We start from the raw sequence: 21,313 nt of genomic DNA on the forward strand, positions 1-21,313 counted from the left end.
AAGGGGTTTTGATGGACTCAATGCAAGAACATTGAATGTGTAAATAGAACCTAAAACAGCTTTCCGAATTAAAGAATTTGCTTGGCGACCATAGCGATTTGGACCCACCTGACTTCCATTCCGAACTCAGAAGTGAAACGAATTAGCGCCGATGGTAGTGTGGGGCTTCCCCATGTGAGAGTAGGACATCGCCAGGCTTTAAATTTGAAGAAGCCCACTCGAAAGAGTGGGCTTTTTTGCATTTGGAGCAAAGTAAATTTGATTACCAAGAACTCTCCTATAAAGGCACATCATTTTCTAAAGCCTGTATATCTTTCCTGTTTACTAAATTGATCATGAGATAGTGCTAACGCACTACCTAGTCTCTCAAAATGTCACTACCTCTCACGCCTCTAGAACAGCCTTAAGCTTGTTGTTAAAACATATCAAGCTTGTCTAGCCTAATGCCAGATTTAGGCATAAGAGCTACGTCTGAGCGTTATAAGGGAGATGTGGATAGTATGGATGATAAAGCGGAGGGGTTAAGAAACCTTTTGGATTCTTAAGTTGGTAGAGTGCTGCAGTTTCACGTCAGGAATATTGCCATGATACAGAGTGACTTGATTACGTCCGGAGTGTTTTGAGTAATACATGGCTTTATCTGCGTTAACCATTAACTCTTTTGCGCTCAATACCTGCCCGTCATATTCCGCGACACCAATGCTAACCGTTGTACTGATTTCGATACCATCAACTTGACATGGTGCGTTTTGGATCGCTTGTCTGATCCTTTCTGCTACCTCGTAGGCTTGTATTGCGCTGGTATTGGCTAGGATCACGGCAAATTCTTCCCCTCCTAAACGACCAATAAAGTCAGTTCCACGGATTGCACGTTGGCAAATCTTGGCCACATGATTGATCACTTGATCGCCGGAGAAGTGTCCAACCTGGTCGTTGATCTCTTTGAAGTGATCAATATCAATCATGACACAAGTTAGGGGGTGAGATGGGTGCGAATGCGAGCTCAGAGACCTATCTAGGCTTGTTAGGAATGCTCGGCGATTCATGACACCTGTTAATTCATCTGTCTCTGAGAGTTCTTTGAGGCGTCTTTCTAGCAGATGCGTTTTGGTGACATCACGCACGGACCAAATCACCAAGTTTTCACCACCTTGGAAGCATTCTACGGGTTTGATGATTGCTTCAAACCAAGTTTCTTCCGGGTTCTCTAATGCTTCTAGTTCTTCTATTGGCATTAAAAGGTGGTCTTGTAGGGCGATACTGTATTTGACGACCTTGGGCTCGTTAGAGCGAAGCACATCGTTAATATAACCGATCAACTCAGCGGCTTTGCTCGGTGATAAAACATCGTTTAACGTGAGGTTGGTGTAGCTTTGTGCATTGAAATGTTTTGAATGGTAAGTACCACCGAAACTTTCGATATAGTGGCCTTGCTCATTGAGGATAAAGACATGATCAGGGAGGGTATTCAAAATGGCATGAAGCCAATCGTCCCTTTCTTTGTAAATCATGAGGTTAGTTCCTTTATCCAATGTAAGTCGTTGATTATATCTGTTTGTATTGAGTTCACAATCAATACTGATCACAGTTCAAAGTATCAGACTTGACTAATGTTTGTACAAAGGTGAAGGAGAAGCGTTTGGAAGAGCTGGAGTGTCAGGAGCTTGAAGCTAATAAAAAAGGCTTAGCCATTGCTGACTAAGCCTTTTTTACAAAATTACTGTATGAACTGATATTAGTTCATGCCGTACTTTTTAAGTTTTTTGCGAAGAGTACCGCGGTTGATGCCCATCATAGTTGCTGCGCGAGTTTGGTTGCCGCGAGTGTACTGCATGATGGTATCTAATAGTGGCTGTTCAACTTCAGCTAGAACTAATTCGTATAGTTCAGTTACTTCCTGGCCGTTTAGTTGAGCTAGGTAGTTTTTAAGAGACGCTTTAACAGAGTCACGTAAAGGCTTCTGAGTAATCTGGTCTTGTGACGTTACTGTAGTTACTGTTAATGCTTCTGAAGTCAGATTTTGTTCGAACATATTCGGTCTAGCTCTTCTCTTAATTATGATGCAACGTTATCAAAATAACCCTCTAATGCCTCAAGCTGCAGCTCAGCTGCATCGATAGCATTGAAGGTACGGCGAAACTCACTCGCTTGTTCATGCTCTTTTAGGTACCAACCAACGTGCTTACGCGCGATGCGTGGACCTAAGAACTCTCCATAAAAATCATGCAGAGCGTTAACATGACCAAGCATAATGGTTTTCACTTCCTCACTTGGAAGCTCATCCATTGTGGTGCCGTTTTCCAAATAGTGATGGATTTCCTGGAAAATCCAAGGACGACCTTGGGCAGGGCGTCCAATCATTAAAGCGTCTGCACCGGTGTACTCCAGTACAAACTTCGCTTTCTCCGGGCTATCGATATCACCGTTTGCGATAACCGGAATGGATATAGCGTGTTTAACCGCTTTAATGCTGTCGTATTCGGCCTCACCTTTGTACATACACGCTTTTGTTCTGCCATGCAGTGCAAGAGCCTGTATGCCGCAGTCTTCGGCTAATTTAGCGATGTGAACACAGTTTTTATTTTCTGTGTTCCAGCCAGTACGGGTTTTTAACGTTACAGGAACGTCTACCGCGTCCACTACCGCAGTCAAAATCTCTTTGATGATGTCTGGGTACTGAAGCAGGGCAGAACCCGCCAGCTTCTTATTCACTTTCTTTGCTGGGCAGCCCATGTTGATGTCGATGATTTGCGCACCGTTTTCAACACTGAATTGAGCCGCATCGGCCATAAGCTGTGGATCGGAACCGGCAATCTGTACAGAGCGAATGCCCGATTCGCCCTCATGTACCATGCGCTGTTTCGACTTTGACGTTCCCCATAGTTTCGGGTTAGCAGACATCATTTCACTGACGGCCATTCCCGCACCATAGCGAAGACACAACTCGCGAAACGGTCTATCCGTTACACCAGCCATAGGGGCTACGATTAGATTGTTCTTAAGTTGATAGTTTCCGATTTTCAAAACGTCATCACAGTTCTGTACCAGCAAGGGCGCGCATTTTACGCATTTTTTTACTGCGTGAAAAGACTAATATTTGAGCATTTACAAATTGTTTTTGTAATTTGTATGAAATTCAAACAATTAGCCCTGAAAACCTTGTCTAGCCTTGCTTACGACCGGAGATACGACACCATTCGCTTTGCTCTGCGATTGGATCAATGTGAAGCTCATCACGGTAATAGTTCGCCACGTCTTCTGCTTGAGTGTCTAAAACACCAGACATAGCTAGGTCACCATTTGGTTTAACCAAGCCTTTGATGATAGGTGCAAGTTCACGTAATGGACCAGCAAGAATGTTAGCAACAACCACGTCAGCGATTAGGCCTTCAGGTTGGTTTTGAGGAAGGTACACTTCTAATTGGTCAGCAACACCATTGCGCTCTGCGTTATCGCGAGAAGCTTGAAGAGCTTGAGGATCAATGTCGATCCCGATAACTTTGCCTGCGCCTAGTTTGATCGCTGCGATCGCAAGGATGCCTGAGCCACAACCAAAATCGATAACCGTTTTACCAGACAGATCTAAACTCTCTAGCCATTCAAGACAAAGTGCTGTCGTAGGGTGGGTGCCCGTACCGAAAGCCAGACCAGGATCAAGCATAACGTTAACTGCGTCTGGTTCAGGAACATCACGCCAACTTGGACAAATCCATAGACGTTCGCCGAACTTCATTGGGTGGAAGTTTTCCATCCACTCGCGTTCCCAGTCTTTGTCTTCTAGCTGTTCTACTTTGTAAGCAAAATCGTCCGCTAGCATGCCGCTTGCTTTGATTTGAGTGATGATGAAGTTTGTATCTGCTTCTGCATCGTACAGTGCCAGAATGTCAGTATCGCCCCATAAGCGAGTCTCGCCTGGTAGAGGTTCGAATACGGGCGTATCCTGCGCGTCTAGGAATGTTACAGACAGCGCACCAGTCTCTTCCATTAGCATGTCGCCGATTTGCTCAGCGTTTTCATTGGTCGCGTTGAGTTTGATTTGAATCCAAGGCATTTGTTTTTGCTCTTAAAGTGAATGAAGTGGCGCAGAGTTTACCAGAACTCTACGATTTGTTTGAGTATAGACTTTATACAAAACAAAAATGCCCACAGATGTGGGCATTTATTATGAGGTTAGCAAAGGCTTATTGTAGGCCTAGCTTCTTCTCTAGGTAGTGAATGTTTGCACCACCGTGTTGGAAGTTCTCATCATTCATGATTGACTCTTGTAGAGTAACGTTAGTCTTGATGCCTTCAATGATCATCTCGCCTAGTGCGTTCTTCATACGTGCAATCGCTACATCACGGTTCTCACCGTAAGTGATCAGTTTACCAATCATTGAATCGTAATGAGGTGGTACTGTGTAGCCTGTGTAAATGTGAGATTCCCAACGAACACCCATGCCGCCTGGCGCGTGGAAGCGTTCAATCTTACCTGGTGAAGGTAGGAAGCGCTCTGGGTCTTCTGCGTTGATACGACACTCAATCGCATGGCCGCGGATCTTGATGTCATCCTGAGTGAATGACAGTGGCTGACCTGCTGCTACGCGTAGCTGTTCTTTAATTAGGTCAACACCAGTAACCATTTCTGTTACTGGGTGCTCAACCTGAATACGAGTGTTCATTTCGATGAAGTAGAACTCACCGTTCTCGTATAGGAATTCGAACGTGCCTGCGCCGCGGTAACCGATTTCTAGACATGCACGAGTACAACGTTCACCGATGTACTTACGCATTTCTTCTGTGATACCTGGTGCTGGAGCTTCTTCAACAACCTTTTGGTGACGACGCTGCATAGAACAGTCACGTTCACCTAGGTGGATAGCGCCGCCTTGGCCATCAGCAATTACCTGAACTTCAACGTGACGAGGGTTCTCTAGGAATTTCTCCATGTAAACCATGTCGTTGTTGAATGCCGCTTTTGCTTCTGCACGCGTCATAGCGATAGCTTGAACAAGTTCCGCTTCAGAACGTACAACACGCATACCACGACCACCGCCGCCACCAGAGGCTTTGATGATTACTGGGTAGCCGATACGCTTAGCGTGAGCTTTGTTTTTGTCTTCGTCGTTATCTAGTGGACCGTCAGAGCCTGGTACACAAGGAACACCTGCTTTTTTCATTGCGTTGATTGCTGACACTTTGTCACCCATCATGCGGATGGTGTCTGCTTTAGGACCAACGAAGATGAAACCGCTGCGCTCTACTTGTTCAGCAAAGTCTGCGTTCTCAGATAGGAAGCCGTAACCCGGGTGAATCGCAATTGCACCCGTCACTTCTGCTGCAGAAATGATACGAGGGATGTTTAGGTAGCTGTCGATACCACGAGCAGGGCCGATACATACTGTTTCGTCTGCAAGCAGTACGTGCTTAAGATCGCGGTCAGCTGTTGAGTGCACTGCCACAGTCTTAATGCCTAATTCTTTACAAGCGCGAAGGATACGAAGTGCAATTTCACCTCGGTTCGCGATGACTACTTTATCTAGCATAAGGCGAGCCCCGCTTATTCGATTACAACTAGTGGTTGGTCGAATTCAACTGGCTGGCCGTCTTCAACTAGGATTGCAGTTACAACACCTGATTTGTCCGCTTCGATTTGGTTCATCATTTTCATTGCTTCAACGATACATAGAGTGTCGCCAGCGTTTACGCTCTGACCAACTTCAACGAATGACTTTGAATCTGGGCTTGGAGAGCGGTAGAAAGTACCAACCATTGGAGAAAGAACTTGGTGACCTGCAGGAACTGCTGCTGGTGCTTCTGCTGCCATTGCTGGTGCGTCTGCTACTGGAGCTGCTACTGGCGCAGGTGCTGCTACTGGAGCCGCTGCGTAATGAACTGGTGCTGGAGCAGATGCAGGGCCATTACGGCTGATGCGTACTGACTCTTCACCTTCAGAGATTTCTAGCTCAGCAATGCCAGATTCTTCAACTAACTCGATTAGCTTCTTGATTTTACGAATATCCATCTTTTCTTTCTCTTTTATCTTGTGATTAAGACAACCCCAAAGGGCTGCAGAGTGTTTGGTTTACTTTGCCTGCACTTTCGCGATTGCTGCAGACAGAGCGAATTCATAACCTTGTGCGCCTAAGCCACAAATCACCCCTTCTGCTTTATCAGACAGATAAGAGTGATGACGGAACGGCTCACGTGCGTGAACGTTCGATAGGTGCACTTCGATAAATGGGATGGCTACGCCAAGTAATGCATCACGCAGCGCAACACTGGTATGAGTGAAAGCTGCTGGGTTGATGATGATGAAGTCCACTTTGCCGTACGCAGCGTGGATAGCTTCAATCAGTTCGTACTCACGATTCGATTGCAGGTGTTCAAGTTCCACCCCAGAGTTGTGAGCTTGTTCAGTCAATGCATCAACAATCTGTGCTAGGGTGTTGTTACCGTAATGTGTCGGTTCACGCAGACCTAATAGGTTAAGATTTGGTCCGTTTAGAACTAGAATCCGTGACTTTGCAGACATTATGTTGCTATCTTCCTTTATCGTGAGTGGAACGTTTATATTCCCAAATATACGATAATTCAGCACGATTTTTTTGTTAAAACCGAGCAAATTTTAAAAAATCGACCAAGATTATAGCTAATTCACAGCAATTAGCAGCAATTTACTGGTCTAATCTCCCAATAGCCCCCGCCGTTTCTGTAACCAAGTTAACAAAAACAACATAATTGCCACGTGCTTTCTGTGGTTTATTTTGCGTCCACGCACAAAAAAGCCACCATATGCAATGGTGGCTTTTAAGGCTAGCGTTTAAAACAGGGGCTGGGTGTTATGCCAGTTCTGCTTTCTCTGCAATTAGCTTGTCTACAACACTTGGATCGGCCAGTGTTGAAGTATCACCTAGGTTGCTGGTATCACCCGTTGCAATCTTACGTAGGATGCGGCGCATGATCTTACCAGAGCGAGTTTTCGGTAGAGAGTCTGTCCAGTGCAGCACGTCTGGCGTCGCGATTGGACCAATCTCTTTACGTACCCAGTCTTTCACCTCTTTGTGAAGCTCGGCTGATGGGAACTCGCCATCATTAAGTGTGACGTATGCGTAAATTGCCTGACCTTTGATGTCATGAGGAATACCGACAATCGCTGCTTCCGCAATCTTATCGTGTGCAACCAGTGCTGACTCAATCTCTGCGGTACCCATACGGTGACCTGAAACGTTCAGCACGTCATCTACACGACCTGTAATCCAGTAGTAGCCGTCTTCGTCACGACGAGCGCCATCACTGGTGAAGTACATGCCTTTGAAGGTAGAGAAGTAGGTTTGCTCAAAGCGCTCATGGTCGCCGTAAACAGTACGCATCTGACCTGGCCATGAATCAAGGATCACCAAGTTACCTTCTGCTGCGGTCTCTTCAATGATGTTACCCATGTTGTCCACTAGCGCTGGTTGTACGCCGAAGAATGGGCGAGTGGCTGAGCCTGGTTTCAGGTCCGTTGCCCCCGGTAGCGGTGCAATCAAGATACCGCCTGTCTCTGTTTGCCACCAAGTATCAACGATAGGTGAGTTTTCATTACCGATGGTCTTGTAGTACCACTCCCATGCTTCTGGGTTGATAGGTTCACCTACAGAGCCCATTACACGCAGGCTTGAACGAGATGTTCCTGCTACCGCTTCGTTACCTTTTGCCATTAGTGCACGAATCGCTGTTGGTGCAGTGTAGAGAATGTTTACTTGATGCTTATCAACCACTTCACTCATGCGAGCTGTGCTTGGGTAGTTTGGTACACCTTCGAACAGAATGGTTTTCGCACCGTTCGCCAGTGGACCGTAAATTAAGTAAGTGTGACCTGTAATCCAACCCACATCCGCCGTACACCAGAACGTTTCACCTTCTTGGTAATCGAACACGTACTTGAAGGTCATGGTCGCGTACACTAGGTAACCACCTGTGGTGTGCAGCACGCCTTTTGGCTTACCTGTTGAGCCTGAAGTGTAAAGAATGAATAGAGGGTCTTCCGCTTTCATCTCTTCTGGTGGGCATACGTCAGAAACGACAGCCGTTGCTTCGTGCCACCAAACGTCACGGTGCTCGTGCCAATCAATGTCGCCGTCCGTGCGTTTTAGAACGACAACTTTGTCGATGGTTTTTACTTCTGGGTTTGTCAGTGCTTCATCAACGTTTTTCTTCAGTGGTACTGCGCGACCACCACGAACGCCTTCGTCAGCGGTGATAACGATTTTTGCATCTGAGTCGATGATACGACCGGACAGGGCTTCTGGTGAGAAACCACCAAATACCACGGTATGAACCGCACCAATACGCGTACATGCCAGCATTGCGATAGCCGCTTCTGGCACCATTGGCATGTAAAGACAAACCACGTCGCCTTTGTGTACGCCTTGCTCTTTTAGTGCGTTAGAGAACTTACACACTTCTTTGTGCAATTCATTGAATGTGAGGGTTTTGTCGTCGGCAGGATCATCGCCTTCCCAGATGATCGCGACTTCATCGCCACGCTCGGCAAGGTGACGGTCAATACAGTTTGCAGATACGTTCAGCGTGCCGTCTTCGAACCAACGAATGTCGACGTGACCAGTATCGAAAGAGGTGTTTTTAACTTGAGTGAATGGCTTAATCCAATCGACAACTTTACCGTGTTCGCTCCAGAAGCCTTCAGGGTCGCTTACCGACTGCTGATACATGGCTAGGTAAGTGTCATTATCCGCATGCGTATGGTTTTTAATATTTTCTTTTACCGGATAAACGTGGGCTTCGCTCATGGCTTCTCTCCTTGTGCCTTTAATTCTCGACCTTCGTCTTTTGTAGGGCTGTTTCCGTTCTTTAGTCTGTGATTCATCAAGAACGTTGCTGTGCATATAACTGTCAGTCACAGCGCGTATTTCCACAATTAGACTTTAGGATGAGAGTGAGGAATGCGCCGCGATATTGCTGAATTTAAAGCGAATGTGGGAGGTGGATCGAAAGCTGCGTATTGAACCTATTGGGTATAAGGCACGCTCAGGTTTGGTAAATCGCCTTTGGTTAGGCGCACATACACCAAAGCCGCGGATTTTGCGTCTTGCAGGGCGTCGTGTTTGTCTTGAATCGGCAGTTCGAGGTGCTTACAAATCGCATCAAGACTTAAGTCGAAGTAGGCGTTAGGTAAATGACGTTCGAGCTTGTCGTGATAAATCTGGCTCACTTCGATGAGCGGGTTAGGCAGTGGAAAGCCTAAATGCCTCAGACAAGCGAGGTCGAGGATCTTTTTGTCGTAGCGAATGTGGTAGCCGACTAAAGGACGATTGCCGATAAAGTCGAGCAGCTTGATGAGCGCTTCTTTTTCGCTGATGCCATCCACCAAATCTTGATGGCGGATATGGTGAATTTTTACTGAGCCTGAATCGAGTGATTGCGGGGCGCGAAGTCGAACTTCGAACGGTTTGCTGGTGATGATGCGATTGTCGATGATTTTGGTCGCAGCGATGGTGACCAGCTCGGCTCGATTTGGGTCCAAGCTGGTGGTTTCGCAATCGAGAGAGACAAATTCGCCTTTTTGCGGCGAACAAAACAGTGGCTGATAAGGTGAGCCTTTCAGCTTGTAATGCCAGTATTTCCTTTGTAGCCAATTCATCCCTGTTACCTCTCGTCTTATTTGCCTAAAAGACTCTAATCACGGATTTGATAATGGAAGCCTAAGAACTGCTTAAACTTCTTCACCACGTGTAAGCTGTGGCGCAGCAGATCTCGTTCTGTCCTGTCTAACTGTTTGATGTCGATATTGTTCAATGTTTCTTGGTTACTCAATTGCTGATTCAAACGGATCTTGAAGAACAGCTTCAGCGCCTCATTGAGGTTGTCTGCGGTTTCTGGTTCTAAGATACGTTTGCTTCTCAGTGCTTCGATACGTTCGAAGGTGTTCTTCTCTTCAATCGCGTATTCCAATGCCAAGGTGCGAATACCATGCACGATTGGGAAAATGCCACCACGCTTAATATCCAGACCGTCCTTGGCACTTTTTACGTTACCAAACAGAGTAAGAGGCACGGAAAATTGCAGCGCAGGTCGAGTGAAATCGGACAGAATCAACATACGATCTTTCATGCTATCTCTGAGGTGCTCGGCGACAGGCGTGAGCAACTCTCGATTGCCTGCGACCGCATGAGCATCACTGAAGATGGCTAAATCCATGATTTGTTCAGGCTGCGCTTTAGCAATCCAACCATCGAGCGTTTTAATCCAGTCTTGCTGCGTTCGGACCCACTTCGGATTGTTAACCATGACTTTGCCTGGGCAGAGTGGATAGCCCAGTTGCTGTAAGGTGTGGGTGAGGGTTTGCATGACTTCGGAGCAATGTTCCCATTCCAGCCCATCTTGGATGATCAGTGCGTTATCTTGATCGGTTTTGAGGATTTGCTCTCCACGACCTTCCGAGCCAAGCACAATCAGACAACAGTGATCGTGCAGTGCTGGTGGCACCACAAGCTCAAACGCTTTTTCGATGATTTGTTCATTTACAGCAGATATCAGCTCCATGATGAAGCGAGTACGGATGCCATTGGTTAGCAAGCTGTCTACCAACTGACGCTGTCGATTGGAAGCAAGGGCTAACTCTTCCACGCTGGTTGCTCGCGCAATGCTGAGTGTTAGTACGTGTGAGTGAGTGGAAAACGCACTGAGGATTTGCGTCATGTCCAACATACCGACCGCTTGATTGCCTTCGCACACCATTAGACGCTTCATGCGATTGCGCGTCATGGTGATCATGGCGTTAAACAAGAAGTCACCATCATCGACGTGATAAACAGGGAAGGTCGCAATCTTACTCACTGGTGTATCGAGTGGATGGTCGTCAAGCATTACGGCATGGAGCATATTGGTTCGCGTCACTATCGCGTAGGGATGCGCCGATGGATATTGCTCTAGGCGTGGGTCATCTTGGTTTAGCTGAACCAAAGCGGCATCAATGCCATTGTCTTTAAGTGTTTTAGTGACCTGATTAATTGGCATATCGGGCGCCAATAGCATCGGTGGATGATAGATGCTGCTATCGACTTTAGTCAGAATGAATTCCGCGAGGTTTTGCTGCTGTTGAGCCGCTTCAATGAGGGCTTGGCGTTTGGATAAGTTGTTATCGAAGTAGGCAGCGAACTGTCCGTTCTCGTTATACAGCTCAACAAACACTTCTTTAGGCAGCAAGTACGAGAGGGTATCTTCCAGTGCCACATACTGATGGCGCACGCTTTCTTCAAACAAAGAGCGCACATCAAACATGTCGTCGTTAGCGTAGTGAGCAAACACTTCGTCTTGATCTTTTGAACGCTCTTCCACGGCGCCTTTAATCAGTATGTGCAGATGAGGGTTGTCTTGCCCACAAGCTAAAATGACATCTCGCGTTCGGTAGTACGCCACATCAAGAGACGAGCGCAGTCGATTTTGCTGTGCGTCAGTCAGGCGATCGAACGGTGGAGATTGCATATTAAATTTGTCAGGCATGAGAGCACCTAAATTTGGTGGGAACACATTCTAAGTCTGACAAATTTCCCTGCTGAAGCCAGACGACTTTGGTCTAAATCGTCACAATCTAATTTTGCATTTCGAGACCCTGTGCCATTGAGGAAACGGTAAGTTGCCGATTCTTCCCTTTTTCTATTACGCATTGCGATCCATAATTCCGCGTCCCAAACGTTTACGTGGCGGAAGTCGTTAGTTTTTGTCGTTTTTTAGGATGTCAGTGATGTTGAAACCCTCTCCGTATGGCTGGATTTCCCAGTACTTTCTCGGATTCTTTTTTGCGTATGGCGTGTATCTGCCATTTTGGTCGTTGTGGTTTAAAGAGCAGGACGTTTCTCCAACAGATATTGGTCTGTTAGTGGGTCTAGGTTTAGCGACGCGCTGTGTGGCGAACATGATACTTACCCCACGTTTGCATAAAGTCGAACACCTTATGCCTGCATTGCGCTGGTTGAGTTTTGCTGCGCTTATATTTGTTGGTTTCCACTTTTTCACTGGCGGCAACTTCTGGTTAATGGCGCTTGCCACTGTTTTATTCAACTTGTGTTGTGGTCCTGTAGTGCCTCTGTCTGATGCGATGGCGAACTACTACGCGCGTTTGAAAATGCTCGATTACGGTCGTACCCGTTTGTGGGGCTCGGTTGCCTTTATTGCAGGCTCGACTGTGGTGGGTTACTTGGTGGCAGAGTTTGGCTCTGACATGATTTTGTACACGGCAATGGTCGGTGTGTTTATCTCGCTCTTGTTTGCAATGCGTAACACCAATCCAATGCCAGTGACACGCGAAGGTCAACATTCTGAGCGTCCAAAACTCTCAGCGTTGCTGACGGATAAACCAGTCGTGAAGTTCCTTGTATTAATGGCGTTAATCCAAGGTAGTCATGCGGCGTACTACGGTTTTAGCGCAATTCACTGGAAAGCCGCTGGTCATTCAGAAGATGTGATTGGCTACTTGTGGAGCTTGGGCGTGGCCGCTGAAGTTGCTGTGTTTGCTCTGAGTAAGCGTCTATTCGCTGGCTGGTCTTTGCGCACTCTGTTTGTGGTTGCGGCTGGTGGTGTGATGCTACGTTGGGGCATGACTGCGTCTACGACATCTATTTTGGCGTTGGTGGTAGTGCAAATGCTTCACGGCGTGACGTTTGCAATGGCGCACATTGCTGCGATTCAATACATCCAAAACTCAGCCGAGAACAAGATGGTGGCATTGCAGGCACTGTATAACGCAATTCCACTGGGTGCGTTTATCGCGTTGATGACAGTGATCAGTGGTTGGGGCTACGAGCACTGGGGTGCGAATATCTTCTGGTTGATGGCGGCGATGGGCTTCATTGCACTGTTTATCAAAGTTGAGCCTCAAAATGATGAAAGTCATGTGGTTGATCTCTCAGCCAATGCACCCGAAGCACAGAATTAAGCTTCTGTGACAGAGATTAAAAACTAACCTTTGTCTCTGTTGTGAAAGCAGTGTTAAATGAAACCTCTCCCTTATGGAGAGGTTTTTTTATTCCTTGCTTTAAAAACAGCAAGAAAGGCAAGAAAAGTAAGAAAGGATATCGGATGCAAGGATGGCTAGTGATTCCCGTTTCTTTGGCGTATTTGGGAATCCTGTTTTTAATCGCTTGGTACGGTGACAAACAAAAGAGATGGTTAGCGCGTTGGCGACCATGGATCTACAGTTTGTCGATTGCGGTGTACTGTACGTCGTGGACCTTCTACGGCACGGTCGGACAGGCGAGCAACAATCCTTGGTCCTTTCTGCCCATCTATATCGCGCCGATCATCGTGTTTACCATCGGCTGGCGCGTCCTCGCTCGGCTTATCTTGATTGCCAAGCGCGAGCACATCACCTCCATTGCCGATTTCATTGCTGCCCGCTATGGCAAATCACAAGGCTTGGCGGTAGTTGTCACTTTAATCGCCGTGGCAGGCATTCTTCCGTATATCGCTTTGCAATTGCGCGGCATCACCATGGGATTGGAGATCATCGCGCCGGACTTGGCATCTGATCTCAGTTATCAAAACTACAGCGTATCTTGGTTTGTGGTCGGGGCGATGGCGATCTTCACCATGCTGTTTGGCACCCGTCATATCGATAACACGGAACATCACCGCGGCATGATGATGGCGATTGCGTTTGAATCAGTGCTCAAGTTGGTGGCGTTTTTAGTGGTGGGTGTGTTTATTGTTTGGCTCGCGATGGATACCGAGAGCTTCCATCTTGCCGATATTGCCGCTGAAACCTATGAATCACCCAACATTCCGACCTTGCTGATTCATACCATTCTGACCATGCTGGCGATTGTCTGTTTACCACGTCAGTTCCATACCATGGTGGTTGAGAATGAACGCGCACAAGACTTACACGTCGCGCGTTGGTTGTTCCCGTTGTATCTGATTCTGATGGGCATTTTCGTTCTGCCAATCGCATGGGTAGGGCAAAGCCTGTTGAGTGGCAGCCCTGCCGATACGTACGTGATCAGCGTGCCGATGGCGGTGGGCGCGAATGACATTGCGTTGCTGGCATTTTTGGGTGGTACTTCGGCGGCAAGCGGCATGGTTATCGTCTCGACCATTGCCTTAGCGATCATGGTATCTAACGATTTGGTGATGCCGTTGATTCTGCGCCGGATGAAGTTATCAAAGCGTAATCATCACCATTTCTCTACGCTGTTATTACGTATACGTCGCGGGCTTATTCTGCTTCTTTTGATTGGAGCATGGGGCTTTTATCAGGCTTTAGATAGTATCCACTCACTCTCTGCGATAGGTTTTCTCTCGTTTGCAGCAATTACCCAGTTCGCTCCGTCTCTGCTTGGCGGTATGTACTGGCGTCAGGGCAACAAGAAAGGCGTGTATGTCGGTCTGCTGGTGGGTTTCACCATTTGGTTGATTACTTTAATGAGCCAAACCGACATGCTGGCGGGTGATGCAAGCAACAACTTGCTGATTTGGTTGATCACTCCGCCTGATTTATTGGCAGGCTTTGGTATTGCTGTTTCTGACTGGGGCATGATCCTCAGCGTGGTGGCAAATACCGCGTGTTTTGTCGCGGTATCACTAGCTACGCGTCCAAGCATAAGTGAACGCTTACAATCGGCGTCATTCGTTGGTACGCCGTTGCCTGAGAGTGAAAACATCAGCTTGTATCAGAGCCGTGTAACGGTCAGTGAACTGGAGATGTTAGCGTCACGATTTGTGGGACGAACGCGAGTGAAATCCGCCTTCCAAACCTATTGGAGTCAGCAACGCGAAGAGCTGCTTCCCAATCAACAAGCCCCCTCAACCTTAATTCGACACACCGAACGTGTACTCGCAGGTGTGTTTGGTGCCTCTTCAGCTAAGTTAGTACTTACTTCTGCCTTGCAGGGCAGAAACATGCAGCTTGAGGAAGTAGCGACCATCGTTGATGAAGCATCAGAGCTGTACGATTTCAGCCGTGGTTTACTGCAAGGTGCGATTGAACACATTGGTCAAGGCATCGCCGTAGTCGACAAGCAACTAAGGCTGGTGGCGTGGAACCAACGTTATCTGGAGTTGTTTGTTTTCCCGCCGGGTTTGATTCAGGTCGGGCGTCCGATTGCGGATGTGATTCGTCATAATGCTGAGCAAGGTTTATGTGGTCCGGGTGACCCTGAAGATCACGTTCGTCGCCGTGTTTATCACCTTGAACAAGGTACGCGACATACCTCTTCCCGTGTGCGCCCTGATGGTCGTGTAATTGAAGTCCAAGGTAACCCAATGCCCGGTGGTGGTTTCGTTATGAGCTTTACCGATATCACCGTGTTCCGCGATGCAGAGCAAGCTCTGAAAGACGCCAATGAGACACTAGAAGAGCGCGTTCGTGCTCGTACTCGTGAGTTGGAACAACTGAACAAACAGCTGGTGGCAGCGACCCAACGTTCTGAACATGAGTCACAGTCCAAGTCGCGCTTCTTAGCCGCGGTAAGCCATGACTTGATGCAGCCGCTGAATGCCGCTCGTCTGTTTGCTTCTTCGTTGTCGGAAGTTGCCAAAGACAGTGAAACCCAAAAGCTGTCGACCCACATTGAGAGTGCATTAGGGGCGGCGGAAGATTTGATTGGCGACTTGCTGGATATTTCGCGTTTGGAATCGGGCAAGCTGGACGTCAATGTGCATGGCTTTGCGGTCAATGATGTATTAGCTAACTTGAATGCGGAATTCAGCGCACTAGCGAAACAACAAGGCATTGAGTTCACCATGATCCCATCGTCTTTGATGGTGAAATCTGACCCGAAATTGCTACGCCGCGTGGTACAGAACTTCCTAACCAATGCGTTCCGATATAGCCCGAATGGCAAAGTGGCGCTCGGTGTGCGTCGCGTACAAGGGCGAGTGCGTATTGATGTATGGGACAACGGCATGGGCATCGAAGAAGAGAAGCAACAAGAGATCTTCGAAGAGTTTAATCGCGGTACTCAAGTTCGTTCTGACCAAGGTTTAGGGTTAGGTTTGGCTATTTCGAAAGGTATTGCTCAAGTGCTGGGGCATGAAATCTCGATGCGTTCTTGGTTTGGTCAAGGCAGCGTGTTCTCGATTACCTTAGATAAAGCAGAGAAGGTGCATATTCCGGCAGTCAAAGCAGTGAAGAGTGCACAATCTGACTTGAGCCATATTCGTGTGCTGTGTGTTGATAATGAGCCGGATATTCTGGTCGGAATGGAAAATCTACTCTCGCGTTGGGGCTGTGATATTCGCATTGCGACCGACATCGTTGAGAGTCTGAAAGCGATCGAAGACGATTGGCTGCCGGATGTGATTTTCTCCGATTATCGTTTAGACAATGGTCGAACTGGATTAGAAGTGTTGCAGCAATGTCGCTTGCGTCTGGGTAACCGCTTTGAAGGGGTGATCATCAGTGCCGACCGAACCGATGACATGATGGAAGGCATTAAAGCCAATGGGTTTAGTTTTATCGCCAAACCGGTGAAACCTTTGAAATTGCGTTCGGTGCTCAATCGAGTCGCCTAGAAAAAAGACCTCCGATTGGAGGTCTTTTGCTTTAAGGGGGTGATCGGTCGGTGGCTTACTCTGCAACGCCGCCTTGGGTTAGTTTGGCTGGATCGAGCAATCTTTCTAATGTGGAGCGATCTAAGTCCGTTTCTTCTTCCGCAACATCAATGATAGCGCGACCTTGTTTGTAGGCTTTCTTCGCTACTTCGGCTGCTTTTAGGTAGCCAATCACAGGGTTAAGTGCGGTGACCAGAATCGGGTTCTTCGCCAGTGCGACATCAAGGTTGTCTTGGCGCACTTCAAACGTCGCGATGGCTTTGTCTGCTAAAGCAACTGAGCTGTTCGACAGTAGTTCAATGCTTTCTAGTACATTGTGAGCAATCACTGGCAGCATCACGTTAAGTTGGAAGTTACCCGATTGACCGGCAACGGTAATGGTCGCGTCGTTACCAATCACTTGTGCCGACGCCATGGCCGCTGCTTCTGGAATCACAGGGTTCACTTTGCCCGGCATGATAGAAGAGCCCGGTTGTAAGCCTTGCAGTTCGATTTCACCTAAGCCGGCTAGTGGACCTGAGTTCATCCAGCGAAGATCGTTTGCGATCTTCATGATCGCAACTGCTGCTGTTTTGAGCTGTCCTGATAGGGCAACGATCGCATCCTGACTGCTGAGATTGAAGAAGAAGTTTTTGCTTGAAGCAAACTCGATGCGCGTTGATTGCGTTAGGTTATCGGCAAAAAGATCGGCGAAGCGTGGATCGGCGTTGATCCCTGTCCCCACCGCTGTTCCGCCTTGGGCTAACGCTTTCACAACTGGCAGTGTTTGCTCAATGGCTTGTTTAGCGTGTTCGATTTGGAACTGCCAACCACCAAGCTCTTGGGCGAAGGTAATTGGCATTGCATCCATGAGGTGCGTGCGACCTGTTTTCACTACATCTTTCAGAGCTTGCTGCTTAGTTTCTAGTGTTTCACTTAGGTGGGACAGTGCAGGCAGTAGCTGTTTTTCAATCGCAATTGCAGAGCTAACTTGAATCGCAGTAGGCACTACGTCGTTACTGCTTTGACCCATGTTGACGTGATCATTTGGATTGACTGTTCCGCCTAAGTGCTCAGACGCCAATGTTGCAATTACTTCATTGGCATTCATGTTGGAGCTGGTGCCCGAGCCGGTTTGGAATACATCGATAGGGAATTGGTCGAGGTGTTTACCATCAATGATGGCTTGCGCGGCATCGGCGATGGCATTGGCAATATCACCTTCTAGCAAGCCAAGTTGAGCATTGGTAAGCGCTGCGGTTTGTTTGATGTGAGCGAGTGCTTGAATAAACCCTGTCGGCATGGTGTGTTTGCTGAAAGCAAAGTTATCGACAGCGCGTTGAGTTTGGGCTTGATACAAAGCGTTCGCAGGGACTTTGACTTCGCCCATGCTGTCCGCTTCGATACGGAATTCCGTGGTCATGGTAGGTTCCTTTTGTTTAATCGAGTGGCGTCTGTATCAGACGTAATTGTTGTTGTAATGAGAGAAATTTCACATCGCCATCCTCAAATTGGTAGTAGTAACGTTTGAGACAAAGTAGCGGAGTGTGAATAGAATCGAGGCAGACTCGGCGGAAGATGCGGCTGCGCGCAGGGTCCTGAATGGCATCAAGTAGATGGAAGTAGACTTGGCGCAAATACAGCTCGCACAGCAACAGGTTTTCGTGCTCTGCATCGTGATCGTAGATGGACGATAGCACCATACCCCAATGGATGTAATCATGAATCACATCGGGTTCGAATCCGCTTGGCGCATACACATGAAGGAATCGGTCTTGCGCTTTAAAAAAGGCGTTGTAGATGGCTTGGCTGCTGTCCATAGTTACCTCGATACTTAAGATAATGATAATTATTATCAATTAATTGTCGATTAGCAACCACAGCTTTTTTGAGGAAATAACACAACAAAAAAAGCCGATACTCGGACTCAGTATCGGCTGAAGTGGGAGAGCTCAATCCCTACAATTAAGCTTGGTATTCTTTCGCGAGATAAGCTCGGCTCAAATGCGTCTTCAAGCCTTATGGAGCAAGTAAGTTATTTATCCGTAAACAAGGTTTCGTATTTCACAAACGCCGTTTGCGTTTCTCCGTAGTAGAGCGTGCCTTCAGATTGAATCGCAACACGTAGCCAACTCTCGGCTGATGCAGGCTTAGGCAAAGTGATGGTCCAGTTTTGTCCGGATTGATCCGCTGGCGTCATGTCAATTGGCTGTGCGTTTTGCTCTTGGCTATCCACGACTGAAAGCTTCACCCCTTCCAGTGGATAAGCCGCATGTAAAGATAGTTCTAGGCTATCTTGAGTCAGCTTTTCTGAGCGAAACTTCACTTTAAAGTCGCCATTCTCCATATCACACAACCCACTGGTATAACGGCAATTCGACTTGCTGGCCAGTTTGTAGCTTTCCCCTTCTTTAGCGGCATGAGGTTTCTCACTCAGAGCCATGTCTGTACCGAAATAAGCGATTAAAGACAGAATTGGGGCGATCAACAGAGCGATAATAAAGTGCTTGTTTTTGAACATGTTGGCTTCCTTGCTACAACTTCATAAGGTTAAATTAACCTAATCTAGCGAATAAAAAAGCCCCAAGCGGGGCTTTTGTGGTTTGCGTTATATTTTAGTGGTCTACCGCACCGCCAGCGCCTGCTGGTACACGTACGTGCTCGACTAGGTCTTTTACTTCTTGTGGTGTTTCAGCCGTTACTTTCGATACTGCAAATGCCACGACGAAGTTGAACACGGCACCAATTGCACCAAATGCGTTTGGCTCGATGCCTAGGAACCAGTTCTGACCCCAGCTTTGTAGATATGTCCAGTCAGCAACAAATAGGATGCCTTTGTGCTGGAATACGTAGAATAGCGTGATACTGATACCTGCAATCATACCTGCGATTGCGCCTTCTTTGTTGATGCTCTTACTGAAGATACCCATCATCAACGCAGGGAAGATGGAGGATGCCGCCAGACCGAAGGCGAGCGCTACCGTACCGGCAGCAAATCCTGGTGGATTCAAGCCTAAGTAACCGGCGACTGCGATGGCGACTGCCATGGAGATTCGACTCGCGAGCAGCTCTTTCTTCTCGGATATGTTCGGATTTATCACGCCTTTGATTAAGTCATGGGATATTGCGGACGAAATCGCCAGTAGTAGACCTGCAGCCGTCGATAGTGCTGCCGCCAGACCACCTGCTGCGACAAGTGCGATAACCCAGTTAGGTAGCTTAGCAATCTCTGGGTTTGCTAGTACCATGATGTCACGGTCAACTTTCAGCTCGTTGGTTGCTGGGTTTGACGTGTACTCAATCAGACCGTCGCCGTTCTTATCATCAAAGCCTAGTAGACCTGTTTTCTCCCAGTTCTTGAACCAATCAGGACGCTCATCATAAGCAAGGTGCTGACCCGGAGCTGGGTTAACGGTATCCATTAGGTTTAGACGCGCCATTGCTGATACTGCAGGTGCTGTTGTGTAAAGGATAGCGATGAAAACTAGCGCCCAACCTGCTGATGTACGAGCATCACGAACCTTAGGTACGGTAAAGAAACGGATGATTACGTGTGGCAGACCCGCAGTACCGATCATCAATGACATGGTGTACACGAACATGTTTAGCGTGTCGCCACGGACTTGGGTGGTGTATTCACTAAAGCCGAGCTCGGTGACCACTTGGTCGAGCCTATCGAGTAGATAGACATCGGTGCCTTGGATGGTACTGCCTAGACCGATCTGTGGTAGTGGGTTACCCGTAAGTTGCAGAGAGATAAAGATTGCAGGAATAGTGTAAGCAAGAATGAGTACGCAATATTGAGCAATCTGCGTGTAGGTAATGCCTTTCATGCCACCCATTACGGCGTACATGAATACGATACACATACCGATCAGTAGACCTGTTGAGTAATCCACTTCTAGGAAACGACCGAACGCCACGCCCACGCCTTTCATCTGACCGATAACGTAAGTTACTGATGCGATGATAAGACACACAACCGCTACGATACGTGCTGCGTTAGAGTAGAAACGCTCACCTACGAATTCTGGCACAGTAAACTTGCCGAACTTACGTAGGTATGGTGCAAGCAGAAGTGCCAGTAGTACGTAACCGCCTGTCCAACCCATCAGGAATACCGAGCCGCCGTAGCCCATGAAGGCAATCAAGCCTGCCATTGAGATGAACGATGCTGCTGACATCCAGTCTGCTGCGGTTGCCATGCCGTTAGCGATAGGGTTTACACCGCCGCCTGCTACATAGAATTCTTTAGTTGAGCCCGCACGAGCCCAAATCGCAATACCGATGTAGAGGACGAACGTCGCGCCAACCACCAGATAGGTAATAGTTTTCAAATCCATCTGAGTTACTCCTTACTCATCTACGCCGAATTCACGGTCGATTTGGCGCATTTTCCACGCGTAGTAGAAAATAATACCTAGGAAGGCATAGATGGAGCCTTGTTGAGCAAACCAGAACCCGAGTTTGTATCCACCTAATTGAAATTGATTAAGTACGTCGACAAATAAAATGCCGCAGCCGAAAGACACTACGAACCAGATGACCATCAGGGTAATCATGAGCTTCACGTTCTTGTCCCAGTAGGCTTTGGCTCTTTCTTCGCTTTCAAATGCCATTGCCGTCTCCTTACGATTGGTATTGTTGTTAAAAAAATATTTCAACATGTACATTAGCAAGGCACTGGCAAGAACTCTTTTCAACTTTAGTCGGGACGTTAAAAAGCAAAACGCCCATTTTTAGGGCGTTTGAGAGGAGGTGGGAATAAAAGTGTGATGTTAATTTGATGTTAAATTAGCCA

At 47.6% G+C, this 21,313-nt stretch carries 17 protein-coding genes and 1 rRNA gene; 3 read left to right on the forward strand and 15 right to left on the reverse strand.

Translation table 11 applies throughout. The features are described 5' to 3' along the window. Nucleotides 1–80: 80 nt before the first annotated feature. Nucleotides 81–197 (forward strand): 5S ribosomal RNA (gene rrf, locus KJB05_RS01175). A 324-nt stretch (nucleotides 198–521) separates the two neighbouring features. On the opposite strand, the gene KJB05_RS01180 is transcribed toward rrf, so the two are convergent. The 10 genes from KJB05_RS01180 to KJB05_RS01225 form a co-directional block, all read right to left on the reverse strand. Then, nucleotides 522–1,511: a sensor domain-containing diguanylate cyclase gene (locus KJB05_RS01180; RefSeq protein ID WP_208444899.1), complete on the reverse strand. Its 990-nt coding sequence runs from the start codon at nucleotides 1,509–1,511 to the stop codon at nucleotides 522–524. A gap of 224 nt (nucleotides 1,512–1,735) precedes the next feature. After that, the gene (fis, locus tag KJB05_RS01185) at nucleotides 1,736–2,032 is read right to left on the reverse strand and encodes a DNA-binding transcriptional regulator Fis (RefSeq protein ID WP_000462885.1); all 297 of its coding nucleotides are present in this window, start codon (nucleotides 2,030–2,032) and stop codon (nucleotides 1,736–1,738) included. Nucleotides 2,033–2,055: 23 nt separating this feature from the next. Then, complete coding sequence (dusB, locus tag KJB05_RS01190) at nucleotides 2,056–3,024, reverse strand: tRNA dihydrouridine synthase DusB (RefSeq protein ID WP_032803127.1); 969 nt, start codon at nucleotides 3,022–3,024, stop codon at nucleotides 2,056–2,058. A 139-nt stretch (nucleotides 3,025–3,163) separates the two neighbouring features. Further along, entirely contained in the window at nucleotides 3,164–4,051 is an 888-nt protein-coding gene (gene prmA / locus KJB05_RS01195) for a 50S ribosomal protein L11 methyltransferase (RefSeq protein ID WP_005440399.1), read from the reverse strand. A gap of 130 nt (nucleotides 4,052–4,181) precedes the next feature. Next, complete coding sequence (accC, locus tag KJB05_RS01200; RefSeq protein ID WP_005440401.1) at nucleotides 4,182–5,525, reverse strand: acetyl-CoA carboxylase biotin carboxylase subunit; 1,344 nt, start codon at nucleotides 5,523–5,525, stop codon at nucleotides 4,182–4,184. Nucleotides 5,526–5,539: 14 nt separating this feature from the next. Further along, nucleotides 5,540–6,004, reverse strand: a complete 465-nt coding sequence (gene accB, locus KJB05_RS01205) for an acetyl-CoA carboxylase biotin carboxyl carrier protein (protein ID WP_038896819.1) — start codon at nucleotides 6,002–6,004, stop codon at nucleotides 5,540–5,542. Nucleotides 6,005–6,064: 60 nt separating this feature from the next. Continuing rightward, entirely contained in the window at nucleotides 6,065–6,514 is a 450-nt protein-coding gene (gene aroQ / locus KJB05_RS01210) for a type II 3-dehydroquinate dehydratase (protein ID WP_208444900.1), read from the reverse strand. Nucleotides 6,515–6,821: 307 nt separating this feature from the next. After that, nucleotides 6,822–8,774: an acetate--CoA ligase gene (acs, locus tag KJB05_RS01215; RefSeq protein ID WP_208444901.1), complete on the reverse strand. Its 1,953-nt coding sequence runs from the start codon at nucleotides 8,772–8,774 to the stop codon at nucleotides 6,822–6,824. A gap of 218 nt (nucleotides 8,775–8,992) precedes the next feature. Beyond that, entirely contained in the window at nucleotides 8,993–9,625 is a 633-nt protein-coding gene (locus KJB05_RS01220) for a 3'-5' exonuclease (RefSeq protein ID WP_005440406.1), read from the reverse strand. Between the two features lie 35 nt (nucleotides 9,626–9,660). Next, entirely contained in the window at nucleotides 9,661–11,487 is a 1,827-nt protein-coding gene (locus tag KJB05_RS01225) for a DUF294 nucleotidyltransferase-like domain-containing protein (RefSeq protein WP_208444902.1), read from the reverse strand. 241 nt (nucleotides 11,488–11,728) lie between these two features. Between KJB05_RS01225 and KJB05_RS01230 the strand changes: the two genes are divergently transcribed. Then, nucleotides 11,729–12,919, forward strand: coding sequence for a 3-phenylpropionate MFS transporter (locus KJB05_RS01230; RefSeq protein WP_208444903.1), 1,191 nt, complete (start codon nucleotides 11,729–11,731; stop codon nucleotides 12,917–12,919). Nucleotides 12,920–13,062: 143 nt separating this feature from the next. Next, on the forward strand, nucleotides 13,063–16,494 hold the full coding sequence (locus KJB05_RS01235) for a PAS domain-containing hybrid sensor histidine kinase/response regulator (RefSeq protein ID WP_009698905.1): 3,432 nt from the start codon (nucleotides 13,063–13,065) through the stop codon (nucleotides 16,492–16,494). Between the two features lie 55 nt (nucleotides 16,495–16,549). Here KJB05_RS01235 and KJB05_RS01240 read toward each other — a convergent pair whose 3' ends face one another. From KJB05_RS01240 to KJB05_RS01260, 5 genes are all read right to left on the reverse strand, one after another. Then, the gene (locus KJB05_RS01240; RefSeq protein ID WP_208444904.1) at nucleotides 16,550–17,935 is read right to left on the reverse strand and encodes a class II fumarate hydratase; all 1,386 of its coding nucleotides are present in this window, start codon (nucleotides 17,933–17,935) and stop codon (nucleotides 16,550–16,552) included. Between the two features lie 16 nt (nucleotides 17,936–17,951). Next, on the reverse strand, nucleotides 17,952–18,332 hold the full coding sequence (locus KJB05_RS01245) for a hypothetical protein (RefSeq protein ID WP_017190957.1): 381 nt from the start codon (nucleotides 18,330–18,332) through the stop codon (nucleotides 17,952–17,954). 215 nt (nucleotides 18,333–18,547) lie between these two features. Further along, complete coding sequence (locus tag KJB05_RS01250) at nucleotides 18,548–19,033, reverse strand: hypothetical protein (RefSeq protein WP_101904422.1); 486 nt, start codon at nucleotides 19,031–19,033, stop codon at nucleotides 18,548–18,550. A 94-nt stretch (nucleotides 19,034–19,127) separates the two neighbouring features. Continuing rightward, nucleotides 19,128–20,855 (reverse strand): sodium:solute symporter family protein, encoded by a 1,728-nt coding sequence (locus KJB05_RS01255; RefSeq protein ID WP_005440419.1) that lies wholly within the window; start codon nucleotides 20,853–20,855, stop codon nucleotides 19,128–19,130. A 12-nt stretch (nucleotides 20,856–20,867) separates the two neighbouring features. Continuing rightward, complete coding sequence (locus KJB05_RS01260; RefSeq protein ID WP_005448273.1) at nucleotides 20,868–21,131, reverse strand: DUF4212 domain-containing protein; 264 nt, start codon at nucleotides 21,129–21,131, stop codon at nucleotides 20,868–20,870. Nucleotides 21,132–21,313 lie beyond the last annotated feature (182 nt).

It is taken from the genome of Vibrio sp. B1ASS3 (assembly GCF_905175355.1).
GTDB classification, from domain to species: domain Bacteria; phylum Pseudomonadota; class Gammaproteobacteria; order Enterobacterales; family Vibrionaceae; genus Vibrio; species Vibrio owensii.